The 19,456-nt window shown below is 67.7% G+C and carries 15 protein-coding genes; 11 read left to right on the top strand and 4 right to left on the bottom strand.

Features of this window, described 5'->3' with window-relative positions; all coding sequences use genetic code 11:
- The first annotated feature begins 9 nt into the window (after window positions 1-9).
- Window positions 10-1,587, top strand: coding sequence for an FAD-binding oxidoreductase (locus tag ACQP1G_RS36330; protein WP_433209135.1), 1,578 nt, complete (start codon window positions 10-12; stop codon window positions 1,585-1,587).
- Window positions 1,584-2,543, top strand: coding sequence for a diacylglycerol kinase family protein (locus ACQP1G_RS36325; RefSeq protein WP_433194194.1), 960 nt, complete (start codon window positions 1,584-1,586; stop codon window positions 2,541-2,543). Before ACQP1G_RS36330 ends, ACQP1G_RS36325 begins: the two co-directional genes overlap by 4 nt.
- Before the next feature lie 68 nt (window positions 2,544-2,611).
- On the opposite strand, the gene ACQP1G_RS36320 is transcribed toward ACQP1G_RS36325, so the two are convergent.
- Entirely contained in the window at window positions 2,612-3,238 is a 627-nt protein-coding gene (locus ACQP1G_RS36320) for a hypothetical protein (RefSeq protein WP_433194193.1), read from the bottom strand.
- 312 nt (window positions 3,239-3,550) lie between these two features.
- On the opposite strand from ACQP1G_RS36320, the gene ACQP1G_RS36315 reads away from it, so the two are divergent.
- From ACQP1G_RS36315 to proB, 9 genes are all read left to right on the top strand, one after another.
- Window positions 3,551-6,229, top strand: a complete 2,679-nt coding sequence (locus ACQP1G_RS36315) for a valine--tRNA ligase (protein ID WP_433194192.1) — start codon at window positions 3,551-3,553, stop codon at window positions 6,227-6,229.
- A gap of 50 nt (window positions 6,230-6,279) precedes the next feature.
- Complete coding sequence (gene folC / locus ACQP1G_RS36310) at window positions 6,280-7,686, top strand: bifunctional tetrahydrofolate synthase/dihydrofolate synthase (RefSeq protein ID WP_433209132.1); 1,407 nt, start codon at window positions 6,280-6,282, stop codon at window positions 7,684-7,686.
- 193 nt (window positions 7,687-7,879) lie between these two features.
- Window positions 7,880-8,206: a DUF4233 domain-containing protein gene (locus ACQP1G_RS36305; RefSeq protein ID WP_433209129.1), complete on the top strand. Its 327-nt coding sequence runs from the start codon at window positions 7,880-7,882 to the stop codon at window positions 8,204-8,206.
- 94 nt (window positions 8,207-8,300) lie between these two features.
- Window positions 8,301-8,717 carry a nucleoside-diphosphate kinase gene (ndk, locus tag ACQP1G_RS36300; RefSeq protein WP_366528037.1) on the top strand — a complete coding sequence of 139 codons (417 nt, stop codon included), beginning with the start codon at window positions 8,301-8,303 and terminating at the stop codon, window positions 8,715-8,717.
- A gap of 559 nt (window positions 8,718-9,276) precedes the next feature.
- Window positions 9,277-12,426 (top strand): translation initiation factor IF-2 N-terminal domain-containing protein, encoded by a 3,150-nt coding sequence (locus ACQP1G_RS36295; RefSeq protein WP_433194191.1) that lies wholly within the window; start codon window positions 9,277-9,279, stop codon window positions 12,424-12,426.
- Window positions 12,427-12,777: 351 nt separating this feature from the next.
- Window positions 12,778-13,089, top strand: a complete 312-nt coding sequence (gene rplU / locus ACQP1G_RS36290; protein ID WP_433194190.1) for a 50S ribosomal protein L21 — start codon at window positions 12,778-12,780, stop codon at window positions 13,087-13,089.
- A 40-nt stretch (window positions 13,090-13,129) separates the two neighbouring features.
- Complete coding sequence (gene rpmA, locus ACQP1G_RS36285) at window positions 13,130-13,396, top strand: 50S ribosomal protein L27 (protein ID WP_433194189.1); 267 nt, start codon at window positions 13,130-13,132, stop codon at window positions 13,394-13,396.
- Between the two features lie 225 nt (window positions 13,397-13,621).
- Window positions 13,622-15,076: a GTPase ObgE gene (gene obgE, locus ACQP1G_RS36280; protein WP_433194188.1), complete on the top strand. Its 1,455-nt coding sequence runs from the start codon at window positions 13,622-13,624 to the stop codon at window positions 15,074-15,076.
- Between the two features lie 90 nt (window positions 15,077-15,166).
- Window positions 15,167-16,312: a glutamate 5-kinase gene (gene proB / locus ACQP1G_RS36275; RefSeq protein ID WP_433194187.1), complete on the top strand. Its 1,146-nt coding sequence runs from the start codon at window positions 15,167-15,169 to the stop codon at window positions 16,310-16,312.
- 361 nt (window positions 16,313-16,673) lie between these two features.
- On the opposite strand, the gene ACQP1G_RS36270 is transcribed toward proB, so the two are convergent.
- From ACQP1G_RS36270 to ACQP1G_RS36260, 3 genes are all read right to left on the bottom strand, one after another.
- Window positions 16,674-17,999, bottom strand: a complete 1,326-nt coding sequence (locus ACQP1G_RS36270) for a hypothetical protein (protein ID WP_433194186.1) — start codon at window positions 17,997-17,999, stop codon at window positions 16,674-16,676.
- A gap of 208 nt (window positions 18,000-18,207) precedes the next feature.
- Window positions 18,208-18,582, bottom strand: a complete 375-nt coding sequence (locus tag ACQP1G_RS36265) for a hypothetical protein (protein ID WP_433194185.1) — start codon at window positions 18,580-18,582, stop codon at window positions 18,208-18,210.
- An 82-nt stretch (window positions 18,583-18,664) separates the two neighbouring features.
- Window positions 18,665-19,378: an ESX secretion-associated protein EspG gene (locus tag ACQP1G_RS36260; RefSeq protein ID WP_433194184.1), complete on the bottom strand. Its 714-nt coding sequence runs from the start codon at window positions 19,376-19,378 to the stop codon at window positions 18,665-18,667.
- Window positions 19,379-19,456: the final 78 nt, after the last annotated feature.

Here is a 19,456-nt window from a genome sequence, read left to right as displayed (position 1 = left end):
GCGGCGAGTATGGTTTGGGACGCCTGGGGCATCCCCGCCGGACATAAGCCGCTTTCGGCTTCCATCCGGAACCTGCTGACGCAGGTATTCGGAATCTCCGGTGACCCGGTGGCGCGCCGCGATGAGGGCGATGTGCCGCTACGCGAGTCGACGTTGACGCCGACTCAACGGGACGGGTTGGTCGAGGTGGTCGGCGTGGGCAGCATTTCGGTCGACCACCACGATCGTTTGCGGCACGCGGGCGGCAAGAGCACCCCCGATCTGCTGCGCCGCCGGGCCGATGGCCCACAGGACGCACCCGACGCGATCGTCTTCCCCGCCGACCATCAGCAGGTGCTCGCGGTGCTGGCCTATTGTGCCGATAATGCCATCGCGGTGGTGCCCTTCGGCGGCGGTACCAGCGTGGTCGGCGGCGTCGACCCGATCCGCGGTCGCTTCGACACCGTCATCGCGCTGGATCTGCGCCGTCTCGACGATATTTCGGATATCGACCCGATCAGCGGCACCGCGACTCTCGGCGCCGGACTTACCGGCCCGATGGCCGAGAAACTCCTGGCTGCCCATGATCTTTCGCTGGGCCACTTCCCGCAGAGCTTCGAATTCGCCAGCATCGGCGGATTCGCCGCCACCCGGTCCTCCGGCCAGGCCTCGGCGGGCTACGGCCGTTTCGATGACATGGTGCAGCGGCTGAAGATCGCGACGCCGAGCGGCACCATCGAACTCGGCCGGGCACCCGCATCCGCCGCGGGCCCGGACCTGCGCGAACTGTTCGTCGGTTCGGAAGGCGCCCTCGGCGTGGTCACCGAGGTGACCCTGCGGGTGCATCCGGTGCCGGAAACCATCGGCTACCAGGCCTGGTCGTTCCCGGATTTCGAAACCGGAGCCGCCGCACTGCGTTCGGTGGTGCAGGCGGGTGCCGCGCCGACCGTGCTCCGCCTGTCCGACGAGGTCGAGACCGGCGTCAACCTGGCCCGCTCCGCCGATATCGGCGGAGCGACGGTGGCGGGTTGCCTGGCCATCACCACCTTCGAGGGCACCGAGGCGCATGTCGAGTCTCGCAGTGTCGAGGCGGGCGCACTGCTCGCCGCGGCGGGCGGGACCGCGCTGGGACAGACCCCGGCCGAGGAATGGGAGCACGGTCGTTTCGCCGCGCCCTATATGCGCGATGCCCTACTGGATGTCGGCGTGCTGTGCGAGACCTTGGAGACCGCGACAACCTGGTCGAATCTGGCCGAGCTGAAGGCGAGGGTGACCGCGGCACTGACGGATTCGCTCGCCGGACAGGGCACCCCGCCGCTGGTGATGTGTCATATCTCGCACACCTATCCGACCGGCGCTTCGCTGTACTTCACCGTCATCGCCAAGCAGCTCGACGACCCGATCGCCCAGTGGCATATCGCGAAACAGGCCGTCGGTGACGCGATCGTGGCCGCGGGTGGCACCATCACCCATCATCACGCGGTCGGCACCGACCACCGCCCGTGGATGCCCGAGGAGATCGGCGATCTCGGCGTGCGCGTGCTGCGCGCGGTGAAGCGGGAACTGGACCCTGCGGGCATCCTCAACCCCGGAAAGCTGGTCCCGTGACACAGGATTCGCCCCGCCCGGTGCGCGCGGTCACCGTGGTGACCAACCCGCGGTCCGGCGTCGGAAAGGGCAACGATGTGGCCGCGGCGGCGCTGGCCCGCTTCGCCGCAAGCGGTGTCGAGGTCGCCGAGGTGCGTGCGCCGTCGGCCGCCGAATCGGTACGTCTGGTGCGGGATTCGATCGCGGGCGCTACCCCGCCGGACGCGGTGGTCTGCATCGGCGGTGACGGGTTGATGAATGTGGTGCTGGAAGCGCTCGCGCAGACGGGCGTGCCGCTCGGACTGATCCCCGCGGGCACCGGCAACGACCTCGCCCGCGAAATCGGTGTGCCCACAGACGATCCCGTCGCCGCCGCGGATCTGGTGCTCGGCGGTCGAACCCGCGTCATCGACCTCGGCCTGATCGAATCGTCGGCGCCCGGATTCAGCCCCAAGTGGTTCGCCACCGTCACCGGTACCGGATTCGACGCACGAGTCACCTTGCGCGCCAACAATATGCGTTGGCCCAAAGGCCCGCTGCGCTACACCTTCGCCGCACTGGCCGAAATCTCGGGCCGCTTTACCGTGCCCTACCGGATCGAGCTGTCCGGCGTCGTATCCGGCGAGTTCGACAATCCGGACGTCGACACCGTGATCGAGACCGACGCGGTCATGGTGGCGATCGGCAATACCCGTACCTATGGCGGTGGCATGCTGGTCTGTCCGGACGCGGTGATGGATGACGGTCTGCTGGATCTCACAGTCGTCGGCGCGGTTTCGCGGCGAGATATGCTCCGCCTGCTGCCTGCGCTGTCGGCGGGTAAGCGGATCGATCATCCGAAGTCCAAGCAGTACCGCGTCGCGCAGGTCACCCTCACTGCCCCGGGCGCCCCGGCGACCGCCGATGGTGAGCCCGCTGGCACGCTCCCGATCACCTTGCGCGCGATGCCCGGCGCGCTGACCGTGCTCGTCCCATGATCAGGCGAACATTCCTCACGCCGCGAAGCTGACGCGACCCAGCCGGTCGACGGTGGTCCGATCGACGATCACCATCGACGCGGGTGCGGGCCGCGGGAGCTGCCCCGCGTCGATGGCACGAATGAGGCGATCCCAGCGACGGCAATGCAGTATGAAAAAGAACGGATTGATCCGCCGCCCGCGTGCGTATTGACCGGCGCGCGCCACCCCGCGGGCACATCGAGCAGGATCACGTGCACTTCCCGGCCGTATCGCGTCGCCCACCGGCCGATCAAACGTCTCGCCCATCCGAAAGTGGCGCAGTCGTGGATCACCACCGGTCCGCTGCCGTCTCGCAGTGCGGTCCTGACCCCGAGGTAATGCACGATGTGCACCACCGGCCGCCACAGCGGGTACGGCAGCCGACCGAGCTTGCGCCGCCAGCGATTTCGCGCATGGTGCGAGTCGAGCACCACCGAACCCGCTGGTCCGCGCGGCGGCTCCGCGGCCTCGACCTCGGCGCCGAAGAACAGCCGTAGCGCCGTACTCTTGCCAGCGCCCGGTACCCCGGCCACGACCAGCGCCGCCTTCGCGGGATACCGCAACTCCTCGATCGTGCGTCCGCGTAGATCGTGCACGGAGTTCGGCGCGACGACCCGCATATCGGGTAGTCGCGATTGCGAACCTGGATAGGGCGAATCAAGCGGAGGGCTCACCCCTTCCAGGCTCCTCAGCCAACTCCGCCGCGACAACCGGGAAAACCCTGATTATGGCTGAGTATTTCCTGAGCTGGGCGTGCGCGGGCGGCTCTCGATGCCGGCGCCCGCGGTGTCGTTTGCGGCGGCTGCGGATGGAAAATGCCAAGAAGCTGAGAATTACTTATGGATTCGGAGCTCGAGCCGTTTTGGGCGGTAAGCTCTCCGGGTGTAGGCGGAGTGTTCGGTGTCCCTCATCCACCGAAGACTCCGCCTTTTTCTGTGCGCTGGCCCTTTTAGGAGCTCAGCCGGCACGACCACTAGAATGCCGGGGTGACCAGCGCAGCCTCTGACAACCCGCGTAATCGTGCCGATGCCCTCCCCAAGAGCTGGAATCCCAGCGAGGTGGAGGCCGAGATGTACGAGCGCTGGGTAGCGGCTGGCTACTTCGCCGCCGACAGCGCCAGTGCCGAACCCGGCTACTCCATCGTGCTGCCGCCACCGAACGTCACCGGCAGTCTGCACATGGGCCATGCGCTCGACCACACGCTGATGGACACTCTCTCGCGTCGCAAGCGCATGCAGGGTTATGAGGTGCTGTGGCTGCCCGGCATGGACCACGCGGGCATCGCCACCCAGACCATCGTGGAAAAGCAGCTCGCGGTGGACGGCAAGACCAAGGAAGACTTCGGCCGCGAACTGTTCATCGACAAGGTCTGGGACTGGAAGCGGGAATCCGGCGGACAGATCCAGTGGCAGATGCGCGCGCTCGGCGACGGTGTCGACTGGAGCCGCGACCGCTTCACCATGGACGACGGGCTCTCGCGCGCCGTGCAGACCATCTTCAAGCGGCTCTACGACGCTGGCCTGATCTACCGCGCCGAGCGTCTGGTCAACTGGTCGCCGGAACTGCGCACCGCCATCTCCGATATCGAGGTCAAATTCGAGGATGTCGAGGGCGAGTTGGTCTCGCTGCGCTACGGCTCGCTCGAAGACGATGAGCCGCATGTGATCGTTGCCACCACCCGGGTGGAGACCATGCTCGGTGATACCGCGGTCGCGGTGCATCCGGAGGATCCGCGCTATAAGGACCTGATCGGCTCCACTCTCGAGCATCCGATCACCGGACGCCAGATCCCGATCATCGCCGACGACTATGTCGATCCCGAATTCGGCACCGGCGCGGTGAAGATCACGCCCGCGCACGACCCGAACGACTTCGAGATGGGCCTGCGGCACAACCTGCCCATGCCGAACATCATGGACGAGCGCGGTCGGATCACCGGCACCGGAACCGAATTCGACGGTTTGGATCGGTTCGAAGCGCGGGTCAAGGTGCGCGAGCGGCTCGCCAGCGAGGGACGGATCGCCGCCGAGAAGCGGCCCTACCTGCACAGCGTCGGACATTCCGAGCGCAGCGGCGAGGCGATCGAGCCGCGGCTTTCGATGCAGTGGTGGGTCAAGGTGGACTCGCTCGCCAAGGCGGCGGGTGACGCGGTTCGCAACGGCGACACCGTGATTCACCCGACCAGCCAGGAACCGCGCTGGTTCGAATGGGTCGACAATATGCACGACTGGTGCATCTCCCGGCAGCTGTGGTGGGGCCACCGCATCCCGATCTGGTACGGCCCCGAGGGCGAGGTCGCCTGCGTCGGTCCGGATGAGACCGCGCCCGAGGGTTGGGTGCAGGATCCGGACGTGCTCGACACCTGGTTCTCCTCCGGGCTGTGGCCGTTCTCCACCATGGGCTGGCCGGACTCCACCGAAGAACTCCAGAAGTTCTATCCCACGAGCGTTCTCGTCACCGGCTACGACATCCTGTTCTTCTGGGTGGCCCGGATGATGATGTTCGGCACCTTCGTCTCCGACGATCACGTGCTCACCGCGGGCAAGGGTGGCGCGAAGCAGGTGCCGTTCAAAGATGTGTTCCTGCACGGCCTGATTCGCGATCAGTACGGCAAGAAGATGTCGAAGTCGCGCGGCAACGGCATCGACCCGCTGGACTGGATCAACTCCTACGGCGCGGATGCGTTGCGCTTCACCCTGGCGCGCGGCGCACAGCCCGGCGGTGACCTCTCGGTCGGCGAATCGCACGCCCTCGCCTCGCGCAGCTTCGTGACGAAGCTGTTCAACGCCACCAAGTTCGCGCTCATGAACGGTGCGAAGCCGGGCACGTTGCCCGATCGCGCCGAACTCACCGATGCCGATCGCTGGATCGTCGACCGGCTCGAACAGGTTCGCGCCGAGGTGGATTCGGCATTCGACGCCTACGAATTCGGTAAGGCCTGCGAGGCGCTGTACCACTTCGCCTGGGACGAACTGTGCGACTGGTACCTGGAGCTGTCCAAGGTGCAGTTCGCGGCGGCCGGTGCGCGTGCCGAGTCGACCAGCATCGTGCTCGGCAATGTGCTCGACGCGGTGTTGCGGCTGCTGCACCCGGTCATCCCGTTCGTCACCGAGGCGCTGTGGCGGGCACTGACCGGCGGCGAATCGGTCGTCATCGCCGCCTGGCCCGAGGCCACCGGTGTGACCACGGATGAGACCGCCGCGCAACGGGTTTCGGACGGACAGCGGTTGATCACCGAGATCCGCCGATTCCGCAGCGACCAGGGCCTGGCCGATAAGCAGAAGGTGGCGGCCAAGCTGATCGGCCTGGACGCCGCTGGCCTGACCGAACTGCACGATTCGGTGGCCAACCTGGCCCGGCTCACCGAGCCGGGCGCCGATTTCGCTGCGACCGCCTCGGTCGAGGTCCGGCTGAGCGGGGCCACGGTGACGGTGGAGCTCGACACCTCCGGCGCGGTCGATCTGGACGCCGAACGCCGCCGCCTGGAGAAGGACCTCGCCGCGGCCGAGAAGGAATTGGCGACTACCGCGGTCAAACTCGGCAACGAGGCCTTCCTGGCCAAGGCGCCGGATCAGGTCGTCGACAAGATCAAGGGACGTCGCGATGTCGCCGAGGCCGAGGTGGCGCGCATCGGGGCCCGACTCACGGAACTGAGCAGCAAGTGAACACCGAACCGGAGCCGCAGTACGCGGACGACGAACACCCCAAGGCGCGGCTGCGATCTGGGCCGTCCCCGGTAGATCTGGCCGAAATGGCCTTGGTCGAGGCGGAGTTGGACCGGCGCTGGCCGGAGACCAAGATCGAGCCGTCGCTGTCCCGTATCGCCACGCTCATGGATCTGCTCGGCTCACCGCAGCAGAGCTATCCGGCCATCCACATCGCGGGCACCAATGGCAAGACCTCGGTCACCCGGATGATCGACGCGCTGCTCACCGCACTGCACCGGCGCACCGGCAGGATCATCAGCCCGCATCTGCAGCTGGCCACCGAGCGGATCAGCATCGATAACGCGCCGATCACCCCGGCCAAATACGTCGAGACCTATCGCGAACTGCTGCCGTATATCGAGATGATCGATAAACAGTCCGCTGCCGCCGATGGTCCGGCCATGAGCAAGTTCGAGGTGCTCACCGGTATGGCCTACGCCGCCTTCGCGGAGGCGCCGGTCGATGTGGCGGTCGTCGAGACGGGTATGGGCGGCAGCTGGGACGCGACCAATGTCATCGACGGACAGGTCGCGGTGATCACCCCGATCGGCCTGGACCACATCGATTTCCTCGGCGACGATCTCGCCTCCATCGCGGCGGAGAAGGCCGGAATCATCAAACGCGCCCCGGAGAGCCTGATTCCGCGCGATACCGTCGCCATCATCGCCGAGCAGGCGCCCGAGGCGATGGAAGTACTGCTGCGCCGGGCCGTGGAGGTCGATGCCGCGGTGGCGCGGGAGGGCTCGGAGTTCCGTGTACTGGCCCGCCAGATCGCGGTCGGCGGCCAGCAGCTCGAATTGCAGGGCCTCGGTGGGGTATACGACGAGATTTTCCTGCCGCTGCACGGTGAGCATCAGGCCCACAATGCGGTGCTCGCGCTCGCCGCGGTGGAAGCGTTCTTCGGCGCGGGCGCCGACCGGCAGCTCGATATCACCTCGGTCCGTGAGGGTTTCGCGAGCGTCACCAGCCCGGGGCGAATGGAGCGCATGCGCAATGCCCCGACCATCTTCATCGACGCAGCACACAATCCGGCGGGTGCACAAGCGCTGGCCGCGACGATGACCGCGGAATTCGACTTCCGCAAACTGGTCGGTGTCGTGGCGGTGCTCGGTGATAAGGATGCGGCGGGCATTCTGGAAGCCCTGGAGCCGGTTCTGGACGAGATCGTGGTCACCAGCAATGGTTCGCCGCGCGCCATGGATATCGAGCGCCTCGCCGACCTCGCCGTGCAGCGCTTCGGCGATGAGCGAGTGGTCACCGCCGAGACACTGCCCGACGCGCTGGAAACGGCCATCGCCATCGCCGAGGAGGTCGGCGATACGGGTGAAATGGTTTCGGGCGCGGGCGTCGTGGTCACCGGATCGGTGGTTACGGCGGGTGCGGCGCGCGCGCTGTTCGGGAAGGACCCGGCATGAGGGTCAGGCCCGGAGGCAGCCCATAATCACGTAGGGCCCGCGAATGCCGCGATGAACACAGCACGAGAGTCAGTCCGAACAAGGAGACAGCGTGACCGAGGCAACCGGCGACGCCGCCGAGCCAGAGCGGACCGACGGCGCACCGCAGGTCCCCCCGCCTGCCACCGATCCGTGGAAGGGGCTGCGCGGTGTCATGGCGGGCACGTTGATCCTCGAGGCGATCACGGTGCTGCTCGCGTTGCCGGTCGTCGCGGCCGTCGGCGGGGGAGTCGGTTGGTTCTCCGGCGGCTATCTCGTGATCCTCGCGCTGGTGATGATCCTCGGCGCCGGACTCCAACGTCGCCCGTGGGCCATCCCGTTCAATCTGGCCCTGCAGGTGCTGCTGATCCTCGGCGTCTTCGTCCATCTGTCCGTCGGCGTCATGGGCGTCTTCTTCGCCGTGGTGTGGGGCTTCATCCTGGTCTTGCGCGCCGATGTCAAGCGCCGAATGGAACTCGGTATGCTTCCCAGTCAACGCTAGCGACTGCTTGCAGGTCGCTCGATAGGGTCGGCATCCAAGGGTCTTCGTAGCTCCGGTTCGGTGACCCGGGAGACTGCCCATTAGGCTGTGCGCCGTGACTGAGCAGACGTTGGTACTCATCAAGCCGGACGGTGTGGCCCGTGGCCTCGTCGGCGAGGTGCTGGCCCGGATCGAGCGCAAGGGGCTGAAGATCGCCGCCTTGGAGCTGAAGCAGGTATCCGAAGAGGTGGCCCGTGGCCACTACGCCGAGCACGCCGAGAAGCCGTTCTTCGGATCCTTGATCGAGTTCATCACCTCCGGCCCGGTCGTCGCGGCCATCCTGGAGGGCCCGCGCGCCATCGCCGCGTTCCGTCAGATCGCCGGTGGCACCGATCCGGTCGAGAAGGCCGTCCCCGGCAGCATTCGTGGTGACCTCGCGCTGCAGACCCAGGAGAACCTGGTGCACGGCTCGGATTCGCCGGAATCGGCCAAGCGGGAAATCGCGCTCTGGTTCCCCGAGTTCCCCGCCTGATCCAAGGCTCGCGGTGTGAGCTGCGCGGACCGATGACCCGGTCGGCGTCGCCGCCGCACGAGGCCGAGTGTCAGCTAGGTGTAGGGCATGAGCTGCGCGAACCGATGACACAGCCGGCCCGCCGCGGGACGGAGCCGAGCGCTGGCGAGGCGTAGTCGTGCGGCGATGGCAAGACGTCGCGGCACTGTGTGGGATACTGGCAGTGGTTATCGACGATGCCGAGTGTTCGCGCAGGTACGCGGACGATCGGTGCCGGACGGTAACCGGATGACACTGCGGTTCGATGCCGATCATCGCTGCTACGAACAACTGGCCCGTTGCTGGGACCGGAGGTTCGCGTCGGCACGCTGGATGAGCGCTCGCGCCGTGGAGTTCAGCCAACAGCCAGGCGCCGCGTGACCAGTTAGCCCGACCGACGAACAGAACATGGTGTTAACCGGGCATGCGGGGCGAGACCACTTGACCTTGCGCCAACCGCGTGAGGTGAACGGACAGTGCCCCCGCGTCGGCCGCGTCACTCCTGCCAGGAGGGACGCGCCCGGGGACCCGAGGAGACTTCGTGGCCGATCAAGAGCCGCTGACAACAACATCACAGGATGCAGAACAATTGCCGGAGCGAATCCGAGTTCACGCGCTTGCCAAGAGGCTGGGAGTAACCAGCAAACGCATCCTGGCCAAGCTCGCCGAGTTGGGTGCCGATGCGCGTAGTGCGCAGTCGAATGTCGATCGATCGGTAGCGGAATCGGTCCGCGACGCGCTCGTCACGACGGAGCCGGACGCCGAGGCGTCGCAGGCTCCCGAGATCGCGGCGGACCAAGAGCCAGCTCCCAAGGAGCCCGGCCCCATCTTTTCCGCGCCGGACCAGGTGATCGACCAGTCCGGATCGCTGCCATCGGGGGAGCAGCCCGCGGCACACCAGCCGTCGGTGCAGCTGTTCACCCATTCGGCTCCGCAGGAGCCGCACGTCGCGACGCCGGTCGTCTTCGAGGCCGCCGCCGCGGTCTCGGCGCCGCTGTTCCTGCCGCCGGACGCTGCGGCGGCCGAACAGGCACGCAAACAGCGCCGGGCCGAGCGGGAGACCCGCCGGGTCGAGGAGCCGCCGGTCGAAGCGGTCGAGGACGAGGTCGAGACCGCCGAGGACGAGCAGGAATCGACCGACCAGCAGGGCGATGCGGACCAGCCGCGGCGTCGGCGGCGTGGCCGTCGCGGCCGTGGTCGTGGCCGCGGTGAACAGCACAGCGAATCCGATGCCGACGGTGACGACGGCGACGTCGCCGAGGAGAGCGCCGAGGACGAGCAGCCCGCCGCGCGCAAGGCGACCGAGGCCGAGGCCGTCGAAACCACCGAGGACTCCGAGAACGAGGACGAGGAATCCGGTCTGCCGGAGGGGGCGAGCCGTCGTCGTCGCCGTCGTCGTCGCCGCAAGGTGGCCGGCGAGGGCGCCGAGACCGAGGCCGTCTCCGAGGATGATCCGCCGAACACCGTCGTACACGAGCGCGAGCCGCGCAATAAGACCCGCAGCCGCGCCACGGTCGACGAGGTGCAGGGCATCTCCGGCTCCACCCGGCTGGAGGCCAAGCGGCAGCGTCGGCGCGACGGTCGCGAGGCCGGTCGCCGTCGCCCGCCGATCCTGACCGAGTCGGAATTCCTGGCCCGCCGCGAGGCGGTGGACCGGGTGATGGTGGTGCGCGAGAAGACCTTCCCCGATCACCCGACGGCCACCCAGGTCGCGGTGCTCGAGGACAACATCCTGGTCGAGCACTTCGTCACCAACACCGGCTCCGCGTCGATGGTCGGCAACGTCTACCTCGGCAAGGTGCAGAATGTGCTGCCCTCGATGGAGGCGGCGTTCGTCGATATCGGCCGCGGCCGCAACGGCGTGCTCTACGCCGGTGAGGTGAACTGGGAGGCCGCCGGTCTCGGCGGCAAGGAGCGCAAGATCGAGCAGGCGCTCAAACCCGGCGATCAGGTGCTGGTCCAGGTGAGCAAGGATCCGGTCGGGCACAAGGGCGCCCGCCTGACCACGCAGATCAGCATGGCCGGACGCTTCCTCGTGTATGTGCCGGGTGGTTCGTCCACCGGTATCAGCCGCAAGCTGCCCGATACCGAGCGCAAGCGACTCAAGGAGATCCTGCGCGATATCGTGCCCGCCGATGCCGGGGTGATCATCCGCACCGCGTCGGAGGGCGTCAGCGAGGCCGAATTGGCCCGCGACGTGGAGCGGTTGCAGGCGACCTGGCGCACCATCGAGAAGGCCTCCGAGGCCAAGGACAACGGCGCACCCAAGACGCTGTACGAAGAGCCGGACCTGTTGGTCAAGGTCATCCGCGACCTGTTCAACGAGGACTTCTCCAAGCTGGTCATCGAGGGTGAACGGTCCTGGAGCACCGTCGAGAACTACATCCGCACGGTCGCACCGGACATGCTCGCCCGGGTCTCCCGGCACGAGAACAACGGTATCGACGTGTTCGAGACCTACCGGATCGACGAACAGCTCGCCAAGGCGCTCGATCGCAAGGTGTGGCTGCCCTCGGGCGGCACCCTGGTGATCGACCGGACCGAGGCGATGACGGTCATCGACGTCAACACCGGCAAGTTCACCGGTGCGGGCGGCAGCAACCTGGAAGAGACGGTCACCCGCAACAACCTGGAGGCGGCCGAGGAGATCGTGCGCCAGATGCGGTTGCGCGATATCGGCGGCATGATCGTCGTCGACTTCATCGACATGGTGCTGGAGTCGAACCGGGATCTGGTGCTGCGGCGGCTGACCGAGGCATTGGGCCGCGACCGCACCCGCCATCAGGTCTCCGAGGTGACCTCGCTCGGGCTGGTGCAGATGACCCGCAAGAAGCTGGGCACCGGTCTGGTCGAAGCGTTCTCGTCGACCTGTGAGCATTGCCATGGCCGAGGCATCATCGTGCACACGTATCCGGTGGAGCTCACCGCGACCGAGGACACCGCGCGTGGCACCCGGGAGACCGGGTCGCGGCGGCGGCGTGGCCGGGACAAGGGTGCGGCGGCCACTGCGCCTGCCGCGGCCAGCAATGGCACCGGGCATGTCGCAGAGGGGGACGAGGCGGAGATCGCGGTCAAGCGGGCCCATCCGGTCGCGCTGGCGATGGCGGCGCATCAGTCCGAGGAGACCGGGCACGGCGACGAGCTCGAAACGTCGGCTGAGGTCGCCGTGGCCGAGGCTGTTGCGACGGATGCCGAGGCCGTTGCGGCCGACGGCGCCGAGGCTGCGGATGTGGCCGAGGAAGTCGTGGCCGACGAAGCCCTTGCGGCAGTGGCCGAGGAAGCCGCGCAGGCAGTAGCCGAGGGAGCGGTCCAGCCCGCGCCCGACGAGGTCGCGGCTGCCGAGCCGGTCGATGCCGGGGTTGGCGAGCCCGTCGCGGAGGCCCCCGTCGCGGTCGCCGAACCTGTGGTCGAGCAAGCTGTGACAGCGGAGGCACCCGCAGCCTCGACCAACGGTGTGTCGGAGCCAGCGGCGCCCCGTTCGACCAGCCGCAGACGTCGTGTGGCGCGCTCGGCTGCCGCACCGGCCGCGGATAGCGCGGGCGCGGTGTTCGTGCTGCCGACGGCTGATCAGGCGTCCACAACGCCCGTGGTGGATTACGCGGCGGATGTGCCGGTCGTGGTGCCGACCCGCAAGCCGCGCCGCCGGGCGGTCGGTCGTCCCGCCGGACCGCCGGTGGACGAAGCGAACTGACCGCCACCATCGGATCCGATCCCGGGACCCCCGCCGCACTTCGCGACGGGGGTTCCGTCGTTCGGCGATCTGGTCCGACCGGCGGCCGCGGCCCTGACCTGGTCCTTGGCACCGGTTTGGTTGGCGTGGTATCCGTCCTGTAATCTTGGACAGTCGCTGCCCGGCGACAGCGCTCAACTGCGCTGTGTTCGTGATTCGGCTCGAAGCCGAGAGCCATCAGGTTGCTGAGGCGGCGGTGACTACCAGACCAGAATGCTGTGGTTTCCAAGCGGAGTTATCCGGGCGGGAACACGCAGCCGCGCGAGCACGAGCACGAGCCGCGCGCATTACAGGAAGAAGGGCAGCCGACCGATGGCAACGTACGCGATCGTCAAGACCGGCGGAAAGCAGTACAAGGTCGCGGTCGGTGACCTGGTGAAGGTCGAGAAGATCGAGGGTGCGCCGGGTTCGTCCGTAGCGCTGGCCCCGGTTCTCGTCGTCGATGGCGCCGAGCTGACCACCGATGCGGCCGCGCTGGCCAAGTTCTCCGTGGCCGCCGAGGTCGTCGAGCACACCAAGGGCCCGAAGATCCGCATCCACAAGTTCAAGAACAAGACCGGCTACCACAAGCGTCAGGGTCACCGTCAGCCGCTGACGGTCCTCAAGGTCACCGGCATCAAGTAAGCCTCCGCGCTTTCTCGAGTTACTTCACAGGAGTTCAGAAATGGCACATAAGAAGGGTGCATCCAGCTCCCGCAACGGTCGCGACTCGAACGCCCAGCGACTCGGCGTCAAGCGTTTCGGTGGCCAGACCGTTTCGGCGGGCGAGATCCTGGTTCGCCAGCGTGGCACGCACTTCCACCCCGGCGTGCTCGTCGGCCGTGGCGGCGACGACACCCTGTTCGCCCTGGCGGCGGGCAAGGTCGAGTTCGGCACCAAGCGTGGCCGCAAGACCGTGAACATCGTGGTTCCGGAGCCGGTCGAGGCCTGAGCGCCTTCAACCACTCCGGAAACAGCTGAGCGGGTCAGGGTGGATTCCCTGGCCCGCTTTCGCGTTCTCGAAAGAGCGCGTTCCCATAGAGCAGGTTCTTTCGAGCGACCTGCAAGCAGTCGCTACGGCTGATCGTTTCGAGCGACCTGCAAGCAGTCGCTACGGCTGATCGTTTCGAGCGACCTGCAAGCAGTCGCTACGGCTACCGAGGAGGATGATTCGGACATGTCCAAATTCATCGACCGTGTCGTATTGCACGTGCGTGCGGGCAAGGGTGGTCACGGCTGCGCCTCCGTGCGCCGGGAGAAGTTCATGCCGCTCGGCGGTCCCGACGGCGGCAACGGGGGACGCGGCGGGGATGTGATCCTCGAGGTCGACCCGAATGTGCACACCCTGTTGGACTTCCATTTCCATCCGCACGCCAAGGCGAGTAGTGGCAAACCGGGCGAGGGCAGCAACCGCGACGGTAAGCAGGGCACCGATCTGCTGTTGAAGGTGCCCGACGGCACCGTGGTGCTCGACGATGACGGCAAGGTGCTCGTCGACCTGGTCGGTGCGGGCAATAAGTTCATCGTGGCGCGCGGCGGACGCGGCGGGCTCGGCAATGCCTCGCTGGCCTCCAAGGCGCGCAAGGCGCCCGGTTTCGCACTGCTCGGTGAGGACGGGGAGGAGGGCGATCTCGTCCTCGAGCTGAAGTCCGTGGCCGATGTCGGGCTGGTCGGATTCCCGTCGGCGGGTAAGTCCTCGCTGGTGTCGGTGCTCTCGGCGGCCAAGCCGAAGATCGCGGACTACCCGTTCACCACGTTGGTGCCCAATCTCGGTGTGGTCTCCAGCGGTGACACCACGTTCACCATCGCCGACGTGCCGGGTCTGATTCCCGGGGCCAGCGAGGGGCGCGGGCTCGGCCTTGACTTCCTGCGGCATCTCGAGCGTTGTGCGGTGCTCGCACACGTCGTCGACTGTGCGACATTGGAGCCGGGACGCGATCCGGTCTCCGATGTCGATGCGCTCGAGGCCGAACTCGCGGCCTACCAACCAGCGTTGGATGCCGATACCGGGCTCGGTGATCTGGCCGATCGGCCGCGCGTAGTGATTCTGAACAAGGTCGACGTGCCCGATGCCGCCGAGCTGGCGGAGATGGTCACGACCGAATTCAGCGACCGTGGCTGGCCGGTCTTCGAGATCTCGGCGGTGAGCCGAGCTGGCCTGCGCCCCTTGACATTCGCGCTTGCCGAGATGGTTGAGCAGTATCGTGCGGCACATCCCAAGGCCGCGCCCAAGCGTCCGGTGATCCGCCCGATCGCGGTGAACGAGACCGGTTTCAGCGTGATCGCCGATCCGGAAGAGCCCGGCGGTTTCATCGTGCGCGGTCCGCAACCGGAGCGCTGGGTGCGCCAGACCCAGTTCGACAACGACGAGGCCGTCGGCTATCTCGCTGACCGCCTGGCCCGCCTCGGTGTCGAAGAGGAGCTGGTCAAACAGGGCGCCGAGCCGGGAGCCCCGGTCACCATCGGCGACGTCACCTTCGAATGGGAGCCGCAGATCTCCGCGGGCATCGATATGGTGCCAACGGGCCGCGGCACCGATATCCGCCTGGAGCAGAACGACCGGATCAGCGCCGCCGAACGCAAGCACGCGTCGCGGGTGCGGCGTGGTCTGGTCGAGGACGACGAGGAATAGCGTGAACGCCGTAGGTTTGTCGTGTGCGCCGAAGTCCCGCACGGCGCTGCGGCCGGTGGGTTCTGTTGCGGTACAGGGAGTTCGGTTGCGATGCAGGTGAGTTCGGGGATCGCGGAGTCGATATCGCAGTCCGGTCTGAGTGAGGCCAGGACGGCGATCGCGGCGGCGCGCAGTGTGGTGGTGAAGATCGGGTCGTCGGCGTTGACCAGTTTGAAGGGTGGGCTGGATACGGCGCGGCTGGATCGGCTGGCCGATGCGGTAGAGGCGCGGATGCGGGCCGGATCCGATGTCGTCGTGGTTTCCTCCGGTGCGATCGGTGCCGGTATCGCTCCGCTCGGATTGACAAGCCGCCCACGGGATCTGGCCACCAAGCAGGCGGCGGCGAGCGTCGGCCAGCTGGCGTTGGCGCATGCGTGGGGCACCTCGTTCGCGCGGTTCGGGCGCACGGTCGGTCAGGTGTTGTTGAGCGCCGACGACTTCTCCCGGCGCGAACACCATCGCAACGCGCAGCGCACCCTGGACCGGTTGCGCTCGCTCGGCGCGGTCGCCGTCGTGAACGAAAACGATACTGTCGCAACCGAAGAGATCCGCTTCGGCGACAATGACCGGCTCGCCGCGCTGGTCGCGCACCTGGTCGGCGCCGACGCGCTGGTGCTGCTCTCCGATGTCGAGGGCCTCTACGACGGGGACCCGCGCAAGGGCGCCGCGAATTTCATCCCCGAGGTCCGCAGCAGCGCCGATCTCGACGGCGTCATCGCGGGCAGCGGCGGCGCACTCGGCACCGGCGGCATGGCCTCGAAACTCTCCGCCGCCCGCCTGGCCGCCGACGCGGGCGTTCCCGTACTGCTCGCCGCCGCCACCGAAGCCGATATCGCGCTCAGCGCGGGCACCGTCGGCACCGCCTTCGCCGCGCGCCCGGTTCGCCTCTCCGCCCGCAAATTCTGGGTTCGCCACGCCGCCGACAGCCGTGGTGCCATCCTCATCGACGAGGGCGCCGTTCAAGCCGTGGCCCATCGCCGCCGCTCCCTCCTCGCCGCTGGTATCACCGGTGTTCGCGGCCGCTTCCACGGCGGCGACGTAGTAGATCTCGTCGCCCCCGACAACCGCATTGTCGCCCGCGGCGTAGTGGAATACGACAGCGCCGAACTCTCCGGCATGCTCGGCCGCTCCACCACCGAACTCCCGGACACTATGCAGCGCCCCGTAATTCACGCCGACGACCTGGTCAAGGTCTAACCGCCTGCCGGATCGCCCGGCAGGCCGAGAAGTCGACTTGATGGGGTGGCCGATGCGCCTGGATCAGTTGCAGATTCCGCGCCCTTGCCGACCGCTGGCCCGAGCCCAAACCTATTGATGAACAACGCCGGAAGCGCCGTTAGCCCGATAGACCCGGATCCGCATCGTTTGGGGCACCCGCCAAGGGCCGCGGAGTCCGGGAAGGGCCGCGGATCCCGGGAAGGGTGCGAGTCCGGCGAGGGGTGCGGAATCCGACAAGCGGTGGGGCTGAGGCGGTAGTTGCGGGCTTGGTGCGCAGACCACACCTTGGGTGACGTCGACTGCGCGGTTGGATGCGGTGGATCGGTTGTGAGGCAGGGGGTCAGCGGGTTCCCTCCGGGGTCGGGATGACGCCGGGCTGGTTGGACGTGGGTGGGGGTTGGGACTGGCCGGATGCTTCGGGGATGGGGCCGGTGATGCCGGGTTGGCCGCCCGGGTCGGGCAGTGGTGGGGTCGGTTCGGTTGGGCCGGGAACTGCGGGTGCTGGTACTGGCGGCGGGGGTGCCTGCTGGGTTGGCGGTGCGGGTGCAGGGGTTTGTGGTTCGGGTGCAGGGGTTTGTGGTTCGGGTGTTGGTGGAGGCGTGTGCTGGGTTGTCGGCGGTGGCACAGGTTCCTGGCTCGGCTGCGGAGCGGGCGGTGGGGCTTGCTGGGGTGCTGGTTCCGGCGTTGAGGTTGGTGGTGCCGGGGCGGGGGTCGGATCGGGGGGCGGAGCTGGCTGCGGGGTCGTCGGTGCCGGGGTGGGCTGTGGTGCCTGGGATTCCGGCGTGGACGGTCCCGGTTGCGGCGTGGACGGTGCCGGGGTGGGTGGCGCTTGTGACTCCGGCGTAGCCGGTGTCGGCTGTGGGTCCGGGGTGGGTGGCGCTTGCGATTCCGGCGTGGACGGTCCCGGCTGTGGGTCCGGGACGGGCTGTGGTGTGGTTGGGGCCGGAGTGGGTTGTGGCGCTTGGGATTCCGGCGTCGATGGGGTGGGCGCCGGTGCGGTCGGGTACGGAGTCGGTTGTGGTGCTCGGGATTCCGGTGTCGACGGTGTTGGTTCGGGGACCTGGACGCCAGGTGGGGTTGGTCCGGGAGCTCGAGCGCCGGGCTCGGTGGACGGCTGCTGCGAATGCCGGGGCACGGACGGGGCCGCGCCCGGTGCGCCGGGGAGCGCGGGCGGTGCGGGGAGGGCGGGGACTGCGGTGCCCGCCATGTGGTAGGCCGGTTTGTAGATCATGTTCATGGCGAGGACGGCTTCTTGGCGCAGCGCCTCCTCCGCCATTTGCGCATTGATCACATTCGCGGCCTCGAGCAGTCGAGCGATGGTGCCGATCGGGCCCGAATTGCCCGGTGGCACAACGGCGATCTTCACGGCTTCCGCGGCCGCGGCCACGGCCCCGAGGCGAGCGCCGACCTGGCCCATGATCGCGGCGAGTTCGTCGACAGAGGCCGCGTAGCTGCGGGCGCTGGCATAGGCGGCCTCGGCCGCCGCGCCCTCCCAGGCCATCGTATTCATCACCCGATCCGAGCTGGCGCGGGTCAGTGGGAACGAACTGGCAAGCGTCCCTGCGACTTCCAGCCAGGTGACCGATGCGGTGAGAATCTGGGCGGCATCGATCTGCTGGGTCCTGGTGTAGATCTCCTCGTGCTTCATCGACTCGAAATGTTCCATCGAGCTGATGTAGTCGGGGTCATTCCCGCCCCTCGCCCGACCACCACTCCCGACGGAATCGCTGTGCGACACGGCATTCCCCGTCACCTGACCGCCACCTCCACGCAATCGCTACGCGATGCGGTGTTCCCCGTCACCCGATCGCGACCCCCGACGGAATCGCTGGCCCGGCCGCGTCGCCCCACGGAATCGCTGGGCAATGCGCCGTTCATCGCGGCACCCGCGATTCGATCGCCCGCAGCGCCGCGGCGTTGGCGGCGTCGGCCTCCTCGAACAGCCCGCCGCTGATCAGGTACGCCTCCTTCATTCGGTAGGCGGCCTCGATGTAGTGGTCTAGCAGGGTGGCCGCGTCGCGGGCCTTGTGCGCGAATCCGGCCTGCAACTGCTGTGCGGAGATGAATCCGCCGAATCCGCCGGACTCGCCCGCCGATTCGAGGCGTTGTCGCAGATAGATGAGCCGGTCGGCTTGGTGGTCGTACATTTCGGCGCAACGCCGCGCCGCATCCGGATCGAATGTGATGGTGCCCGCCTGTGCCTCCTGTTTGAAGCGGGCAATATCGGCTCGGCTGCTCTCGATCGTCATGCACACCCCCGGGGATCGGTCGGTCCGCCTCAGACTAACTGTTGGCTATGCGTCCGGTTGCCATAGTTCCGGCCCGTCACGGTTATCGGGCCTGCGCGGGAATGCGTTTCTGCAGCTGCGTCGCGAGTTGCTCGGCCGAGGCGGGCACGATGTGCACGGTATCGCCCGCTTTGATCAGATAGCGTCCGTCGCCTTTGACATCGATCCAGGTGTAGTGGATCGGCGGCTGCGGTGTCGGATGGTCCAGTCGACCCTCGATCCGGATATGCCCCTCGGCGGTATGCGGCTTCAGCAGCAGCCGCCGGATCGAGGGCACCGAACGCTGCGAGACGATTACGACCTCCTCGTCGCGGATCGCATCGGCGGCGGCGGTCCTCGGCGGTTCGTGACCGGCTGGGACCGCGGGCAACAGCGATGCGATCCGAGCGCCGAGCTTGGCACTGAGACCGATCGAAAGACGTACGCGCCCACCGAAATCCGCGCCGGCGCCGGGCTCCTGGACGGCGAGTACGGCGCGGTCGTAGATCGCGCACGCCAGCAGTCTGATCTCGGTGCCGGGGCCATGTCCGCCGCCGATCGCCACGATCCGGGTCTGCGGGGCCGCCATGATCCGCAGACATGCCGATAGGTCCGGATCGCTGCGTGGTGGCAGTCGCTCGTTCAGCTGTGCGCGCAGTTTGTCGGCGTCCGTCTCGGTCCGCGGCGTTTCCAGGATGCGCAGTGGATACGGATGGCGATCCAATTCGGTTTCGCGCCAGATATGGGCGAACTCGTCCGGGGTGAAGGTCCAACTCACGCCGAATCACTCCTCACAACCCACGAACGTCGGGCCGCCCGCCGGCGACCGCGTGCAGGTCGCTCGAAGGATCAGCTT

It is taken from the genome of Nocardia sp. CA-107356 (genome assembly GCF_050946365.1).
Taxonomy (GTDB): domain Bacteria; phylum Actinomycetota; class Actinomycetes; order Mycobacteriales; family Mycobacteriaceae; genus Nocardia.
The sequence above is the reverse complement of the archived record's forward strand: the minus strand, read 5'-3'. Positions and strand labels throughout refer to the sequence as shown.

Coding starts and splice junctions, on each gene's coding strand:
- rplU (WP_433194190.1), top strand. CDS start 12,778: ATGGCAACGTACGCGATCGTCAAGACCGGCGGAAAGCAGTACAAGGTC.
- ACQP1G_RS36270 (WP_433194186.1), bottom strand. CDS start 17,999: ATGGAACATTTCGAGTCGATGAAGCACGAGGAGATCTACACCAGGACC.
- rpmA (WP_433194189.1), top strand. CDS start 13,130: ATGGCACATAAGAAGGGTGCATCCAGCTCCCGCAACGGTCGCGACTCG.
- proB (WP_433194187.1), top strand. CDS start 15,167: ATGCAGGTGAGTTCGGGGATCGCGGAGTCGATATCGCAGTCCGGTCTG.
- ACQP1G_RS36305 (WP_433209129.1), top strand. CDS start 7,880: ATGGCGGGCACGTTGATCCTCGAGGCGATCACGGTGCTGCTCGCGTTG.
- ACQP1G_RS36265 (WP_433194185.1), bottom strand. CDS start 18,582: ATGACGATCGAGAGCAGCCGAGCCGATATTGCCCGCTTCAAACAGGAG.
- obgE (WP_433194188.1), top strand. CDS start 13,622: ATGTCCAAATTCATCGACCGTGTCGTATTGCACGTGCGTGCGGGCAAG.
- ACQP1G_RS36330 (WP_433209135.1), top strand. CDS start 10: ATGGTTTGGGACGCCTGGGGCATCCCCGCCGGACATAAGCCGCTTTCG.